The sequence below is a fragment of the Amycolatopsis sp. genome, from assembly GCF_025464955.1.
In the GTDB taxonomy this organism is placed as follows: Bacteria; Actinomycetota; Actinomycetes; order Mycobacteriales; family Pseudonocardiaceae; genus Amycolatopsis.
In genome coordinates this window covers 1-5,854 of record NZ_JAODNM010000082.1, presented here as the reverse complement: position 1 = coordinate 5,854, position 5,854 = coordinate 1, and the positions used below count along the sequence as shown (strand labels likewise).

Here is a 5,854-nt window from a genome sequence, read left to right as displayed (position 1 = left end):
CGTTCATGTCCAACGCGCTCAACTGGGCGGGAATGATCGCGGGCGACCAGGTCGTGTACGCCCCGTTCGCCGTCGGCCGGGCCGCCGTCGTCGACCCGGCGGACATCGCGGCGGTCGCCGCGGCCTGTCTCACCCAGGACGGCCACGACCACCGGATCTACGAGCTCACCGGCCCCGATCCGCTCAGCCCCCCGACCAGGTCGCCATCCTCAGCAAGGTGCTGGGCCGCGACCTTCGCTACGCCGAGGCCGACCCGGCCGGCTCGGTCGCGCAGATGGTGTCCTACGGCATGCCGGAGGATCTCGCGAGCGCCATCATCGAGCAATTCCGCTCCACCCTGGAACCGTGGAGCGCCGAGCCGACCAGCGACGTCACCGCGGTCACGAAGCGCCCGGCGCGCACCTTCGCCGACTGGGCACAGGCCCACCCCACCGAGCTCCTCACCCCCACCAGCTGGTGAAGGTGACGCCGGCGACGGCGTGCGCCTACCCCTGCCCGGGTAGCGGGACCGTGATCGATCTTTGCCCGCGGGAGGTCGCGGGCCTGGTCGATGACTGAGCTTCCTCGAGGTAGCCACCGATCGGGTGATGGCTCGTGACGCGCAACGAGCGAGGCCCCCGGGCTGTTGATCGAGATGTCTGACGTCTCGATCACGCAGCTCGGGGGCCTCGTTGGTCATCTATCCTGCCGAATTCGACCTACCTCACGCGCTCGTGGAATGGGTCGCCATACTGATCGTCACCCGTGAGGGCGACCGGCGGTGCAAGCTCCGCCCGTCGCAACGCGCGATGGTGGCACTGGTGTACCTGCGTGAACCCATCACCCTGGCGAAGATCGCTGCCGGGTTCGGGATCAGCGAGTCCACCGCCCACGCCTAATCGCGGCATCCCGGCAGTCACCGCCTTGGACACGCGGGCCGCCGCGTATCTCGCCCGAGTGGATTGACCCCCGTCGCCACGCAGGTCGAAGGGGAGCGCAGATCGCAATGTCGAAGTCGCTGGAGATCAAGCCCATCGCCACCGTGGTCGGCGGACGAACCGAGCCCACCGACGACCACTGGACCGGCACAGCCATCATCCGCCTGAACCCGGACTTCCCCGTGGAGGTCGTCCAGGGTCTGGAGGAGTTCTCCCACCTGCTCGTCGTCTGGCACTTCCACAAGGCTTCCCCCGACGACGTCGCCCTGCACGCCCGCAGCCCCGCAACAATCCCCAGTGGCCGACCACCGGGGGTGTTCGTCCACCGCAACCACCGCCGGCCCAATCAGCTCGCCCAGTCGTTCCCCCGACTGCTGAAGGTCGACGGCCTGGACCTGCACGTCACCGATCTGGACGCGATCGACGGGAGCCCCGTCTACGACCTCGCCCCGTACTTCACGGAGATGGGCCCGCGCGGCGAGGTCCGCGAGCCCGCTTGGCCGGGCGAGATGCTCGCGGACTATTGGGACACCCCGCAGAGCTGAGGCCCCGCCGCGAAGTGGCGGCAAACGTCCGCGACGGCCGCCTCCACGACGCCCGTCACACCGCCGCCACCGTCCTGCTCATCCTCGGTGTCCCCGACGCCGTGGTCGACGCGATCATGGGCTGGGAGCCCGGAAAGTCCGCCCGGATGCGCCGCCGCTACCGCACCTCACCGGCCGCGTCCTCCAGGACACCGCCGACAAGATCGGCGGCCTCCTCTGGCCCACTTCGACAGGCAAGGGCTATGACGATCTCCCTGACCGGATCCTCGGTCAGGGAGATCGGACGTCAACGCCGTCCGCTGCGGCAGTGGACATTGAACCGGTCGTTTGAGATCCGGCGCGCACGTGTTGTCAGTGGATGCGGCAAGCTGGCTGTGAGCACTGGCGATTGGAGACCCTCTCCGTGGCACTCAACTTCGACTATTCGCGTGCCGTGGTCGGGTTCCGGGAGCGCCGCCGTGTCCTGTCCGGCACGCTGCCCTCCTCTGAGTGCGCTTGCCTCAGCAACAGGATCGACGTACAGTTTCTTGTACGTCAACCTGGAATGGAGAGCGATGAAGACCATGACGTACTCCGAGTCTCGCGCGCGGTACGCCGAGGTGCTCAACTCCGTGAATGACGACCGCGAAGAGGTCGTCATCACCCGAGCCGGCCACGATCCGGTCGTCATCGTCTCTCTTGAGGACTACGAATCCCTCAAGGAAACGGCGTATCTGCTGCGCAGTCCGGCCAATGCCAGGCGGCTACTGGCCTCGATCGAGGAGCTGGAAAACGGCGGTGGGACCGTGCGCGATTTGACACCTGCCGAATGAAGATCACCTTCGCCTCTCGTGCCTGGGAGGACTACCGGTGGTGGCAGATCCAGGACCGGAAGCTGCTGAAGCGCATCAATGCGCTGATCTTGGACATCGAACGAAACGGCAACGAAGGCATCGGCAAGCCTGAGCCCCTCAAGCACGGGTTCCAGGGCTACTGGTCGCGACGCATCAATGACGAGCACCGACTGATCTACAAGGTCACCGAAGATTCGGTTCTCATCGCACAGTGCCGCTACCACTACGAGAACTGATGCAGGCGGCCACACGCCGGCGAAGGAGAGCGGCGGACTGGGCTAGCGGTCGCCCCTACAGGGGCTCAGACGGACTGAGAGGGAAGATCACGGAGCGGGCTCAGTGTTGGTGGCATCGGCGCCAGGTGGACCAGGCCCCGGGGCAGGCCAAGATGCGGGCGGGTGTCAGGACTCAGGCTGGTGAGCAGCCGTTGAACTTCGTTGCAGGTCAACGCGAACAACCCGGCCGGTGCCGGTCGTGTGGCATCGTCGTGGGCGGCGATCACGGCGAGCAGAGCGTGGGCGAGCATCGCGAACACCGGCCAACGTCGCCAGGAGGTCCAGCGGCGGACCTGGTGCTCGTCGAGTCCGACCAGGATTTGCCAGGCGCCGAGGACTTCGCGGAGGGGTCGCGGCGCTCCAGGCCAGGCAAGGCAAGGCGGATTTCACTGTCGGTTGGACGGTCGGGCAAGCCGGTCGGCGTCGGTAGACTAGGTGTTAGGCACCAGACGAGGGGCGGCGGGCATGGACTACGGCGACAAGCTCTTCTGGCTCTCGGTCCTGATCCAGCGCAGGTACGCGCAGATCTGCGTCGAGTACGACCTGACGCCCTCACAGGCCACGCTGCTGTGCGCGGTCAAGGACGAGCCGCGGCAGATGGCGTACCTCGCCGCCTCGCTCGGCATGACCAAGAACGCGCTGAGCCAACTCGTCGACCGCACCGAGCGGCGCGGCCTGGTCAGCCGGGCGAGTTCAGAGCAGGACCGGCGGGTCATCATGCTCGGCGTGACGCCCGCGGGGAAGGTGCTCGCCGAGGCGGTGTTCGCCGAGACCGTCAAGCGCCTGCCCGATGTCGCGGGGAACCTCGACGCCGACGGCCAGCGCGACCTCGAACGCCTCGCCACCGCCATCGTGGACGCGTCAGGCGTCTCGGCGTCCACCTCGTCCTGACCTACCGCGCAGTCCTCCTCGACACCCCCATGCCTGGCGTAAGTTCACGGCATGAACTAGTCTGGTTCACGGCATGAACTAGTCGAGGTTCATGGCATGACCTAACGAGAGGTGACGACATGGTCACGCGGGAAAACGGCGCGATCGCGGTCTTCGGTGCGACGGGGCAGCAGGGCGGGGCGGTCGTCGACGCGCTCCTGGCCCGAGGAGCGCGGGTGCGGGCCCTCGTCCGCACCCCCGAGTCCGACCGGGCGCGGGCGCTGGCCGCCCGAGGCGTCGAGCTGTCGACTGTCCGGATCGACGACCCGGCGTCAACGGTCGCCGCGCTGGAGGCGGTCGATGCGTTCTACTTCATGACCCCGGAGGCGAACAGCCTCGAGGAGATCGAGGAGGAGGTCCGAGTGGGCACCACCCTCGTCGATGCGGCGGCCGCGGCGCGCGTGCCACACGTCGTGTTCAACTCGGTCTTCGGAGCGGATCGCGAAACGGGCGTGCCGCACCACGACTCGAAGCACCGGATCGAAGAATACCTGAAGCTTTCCGGCCTGAGGGCCACGATGGTTCGCCCGACCGCCTTCATGGAGAACTTCGCGACCGTGATGGCGCCGAGCCTGGAGGACGGAACGATCGTGCTGAGGCTGCCGCTGCCGGACGACATCGCCCTGAAGATGATCTCGATCAAGGACATCGGTCAGGTCGCCGCCGCGATCCTGCTCGACACCGCGGACGTGCCCGGCGGAGCCATCGAGGTCATCGGCGACGAGCCGACGGGCCCCCAGATCGCCGCCGCGTTCGGCGCGCGCGCCGGGCTACCGTCACGCTACGAGGCCCTGCCACTGAGCGTCCTCGGCAACGACCTCGACAAGGCGATGTTCCGCCAGTTCGCCAAGGCGTCCGAATACCCGTCGGACCTCGCAGCGGTGCGGGCGATCGAGCCGACCACCTGGGACCTGGCCGAGTGGATCCGCTCCACCGGCTGGACCGCGCCCGCGGACCGGGTCCGTTCCTAATACTCCAGCCGTAGGCCGTGATCTTGCCGGCGTGGCGGTCCCGGACATGGCACGGTCACCGCCTGATCCTCGTCCGTTGTGTCGACATCAGATGATCAAGCGGTGGCCGTGGGTCACAGCGTAGAGTCCGACCGCTGGCAGGCAGAGACCGACAGGCTGCTCGGCCGGATAGCCTCCAGGTTCCCCCGGATCGAGACCCGCCGCCGGGCCGGCCGGTTCCTGCTCGGGCTGCTCGCTGAGCTGCCCCGCAAGAACTGCTGGAGCATCGCCGAACACGCCGGTGACACCGACCCGCATGGCATGCAGTACCTCCTCGGGCGCGCCAGCTGGGACACCGACGGAGTCCGGGATGACCTGCGTGACTACGTCACCTCCAGCCTCGGCGACACCGACGCGGTCCTCGTGGTCGACGAGACCGGGGACCTGAAGAAGGGCGTGTGCACCGTCGGGGTCCAGCGCCAGTACACCGGCACCGCGGGACGGATTGAGAACGCCCAGGTCGCGGTCTATCTGACCTACGCCGGTGCGCGGGGGCACGCGATGATCGACCGCGAGCTCTACCTGCCGCGGTCCTGGACCGACGACGACCAGCGCTGCGCCGACGCGGGAGTGCCCGCCGACATCGAGTTCCTGACCAAGCCCGCGCTGGCCACGGGCATGATCTGCCGCGCCTTGGACGCGGGGGTGCCGACGCGGTGGGTCGCCGGGGACGAGGTCTACGGCGCCGACCCCGCCTTGCGGGGCGAACTGGAGATCCGCCGGGTCGGCTACGTCCTGGCCATCGGCTGCGACCGCCGCGTCCCGACCGCGTTCGGACTCATCCGCGCCGACACCTTGACCGCTCGCCTACCGAAACGAGCGTGGCAGCGGCTCTCCGCCGGAGCCGGGGCGAAGGGCCAGCGCTACTACGACTGGGCCCTGGTTGCGCTGCTCCCACCCGTGGAGTCCGCGGGGGATGGCGGCGACACCCAGTGCTGGTGGCTGTTGGTGCGTCGTCACCGCGGCACCGGGGAGCTGGCGTTCTATCGCTGCTACAGCCCGGAACCGGTGCCGCTGCGTGAACTGGTCCGCGTCGCTGGGCGCCGCTGGACCGTGGAGGAGTCCTTCCAGGCCGGCAAGGGCCTGGCCGGACTCGATGAGCACCAGGTCCGCCGCTGGACCTCCTGGCAACGCTGGACGGTGTTCGCGATGCTCGCCCACGCCCTGCTCGCGGTCATCGCCGCGAACGAGCACAATGCCCGGCCCCCGGCCCGACTTGGCGGAACGGCTCCTGCCGCTGCGCTTGGAGCGGCCCCGCGTCCGGCGCACCGAGGCGGAACTGTGGGCGGAGTACGCGGAGGTTCTCCCCGTCGTTCTCGGCTCCCTGCTGGACCTCACGGTCAA

At 68.4% G+C, this 5,854-nt stretch carries 8 protein-coding genes and 1 pseudogene; 8 read left to right on the top strand and 1 reads right to left on the bottom strand.

What is annotated here, in order from left to right; genetic code table 11:
• The first annotated feature begins 217 nt into the window (after positions 1-217).
• The 5 genes and pseudogenes from JWQ81_RS18610 (at position 218) to JWQ81_RS18590 (ending at position 2,531) form a co-directional block, all read left to right on the top strand.
• On the top strand, positions 218-460 hold the full coding sequence (locus tag JWQ81_RS18610) for a hypothetical protein (protein ID WP_297543181.1): 243 nt from the start codon (positions 218-220) through the stop codon (positions 458-460).
• 211 nt (positions 461-671) lie between these two features.
• Positions 672-875 (top strand): annotated as a pseudogene (locus JWQ81_RS18605) (transposase family protein); the annotation flags it as partial.
• A gap of 110 nt (positions 876-985) precedes the next feature.
• Positions 986-1,462: a TrmO family methyltransferase gene (locus tag JWQ81_RS18600; protein WP_297543179.1), complete on the top strand. Its 477-nt coding sequence runs from the start codon at positions 986-988 to the stop codon at positions 1,460-1,462.
• A gap of 554 nt (positions 1,463-2,016) precedes the next feature.
• Entirely contained in the window at positions 2,017-2,274 is a 258-nt protein-coding gene (locus tag JWQ81_RS18595) for a type II toxin-antitoxin system Phd/YefM family antitoxin (RefSeq protein ID WP_297543177.1), read from the top strand.
• Entirely contained in the window at positions 2,271-2,531 is a 261-nt protein-coding gene (locus JWQ81_RS18590) for a Txe/YoeB family addiction module toxin (RefSeq protein ID WP_297543175.1), read from the top strand. The genes JWQ81_RS18595 and JWQ81_RS18590 overlap by 4 nt, the downstream gene beginning before the upstream one ends.
• Positions 2,532-2,596: 65 nt before the next feature.
• Here the strand turns inward: JWQ81_RS18590 and JWQ81_RS18585 are convergent, their stop codons facing one another.
• A complete protein-coding gene (locus tag JWQ81_RS18585; RefSeq protein WP_297543173.1) occupies positions 2,597-2,821 on the bottom strand; it encodes a hypothetical protein in 225 nt (74 codons plus the stop codon).
• 214 nt (positions 2,822-3,035) lie between these two features.
• Here JWQ81_RS18585 and JWQ81_RS18580 point away from each other — a divergent pair, with 214 nt between their 5' ends.
• From JWQ81_RS18580 to JWQ81_RS18570, 3 genes are all read left to right on the top strand, one after another.
• Positions 3,036-3,461, top strand: coding sequence for a MarR family transcriptional regulator (locus JWQ81_RS18580; RefSeq protein WP_297543172.1), 426 nt, complete (start codon positions 3,036-3,038; stop codon positions 3,459-3,461).
• A 119-nt stretch (positions 3,462-3,580) separates the two neighbouring features.
• The gene (locus tag JWQ81_RS18575; protein WP_297543170.1) at positions 3,581-4,471 is read left to right on the top strand and encodes an NmrA/HSCARG family protein; all 891 of its coding nucleotides are present in this window, start codon (positions 3,581-3,583) and stop codon (positions 4,469-4,471) included.
• Positions 4,472-4,627: 156 nt separating this feature from the next.
• A partial coding sequence (locus JWQ81_RS18570; protein WP_297543183.1) for an IS701 family transposase occupies positions 4,628-5,854 on the top strand: 1,227 nt, incomplete at its 3' end.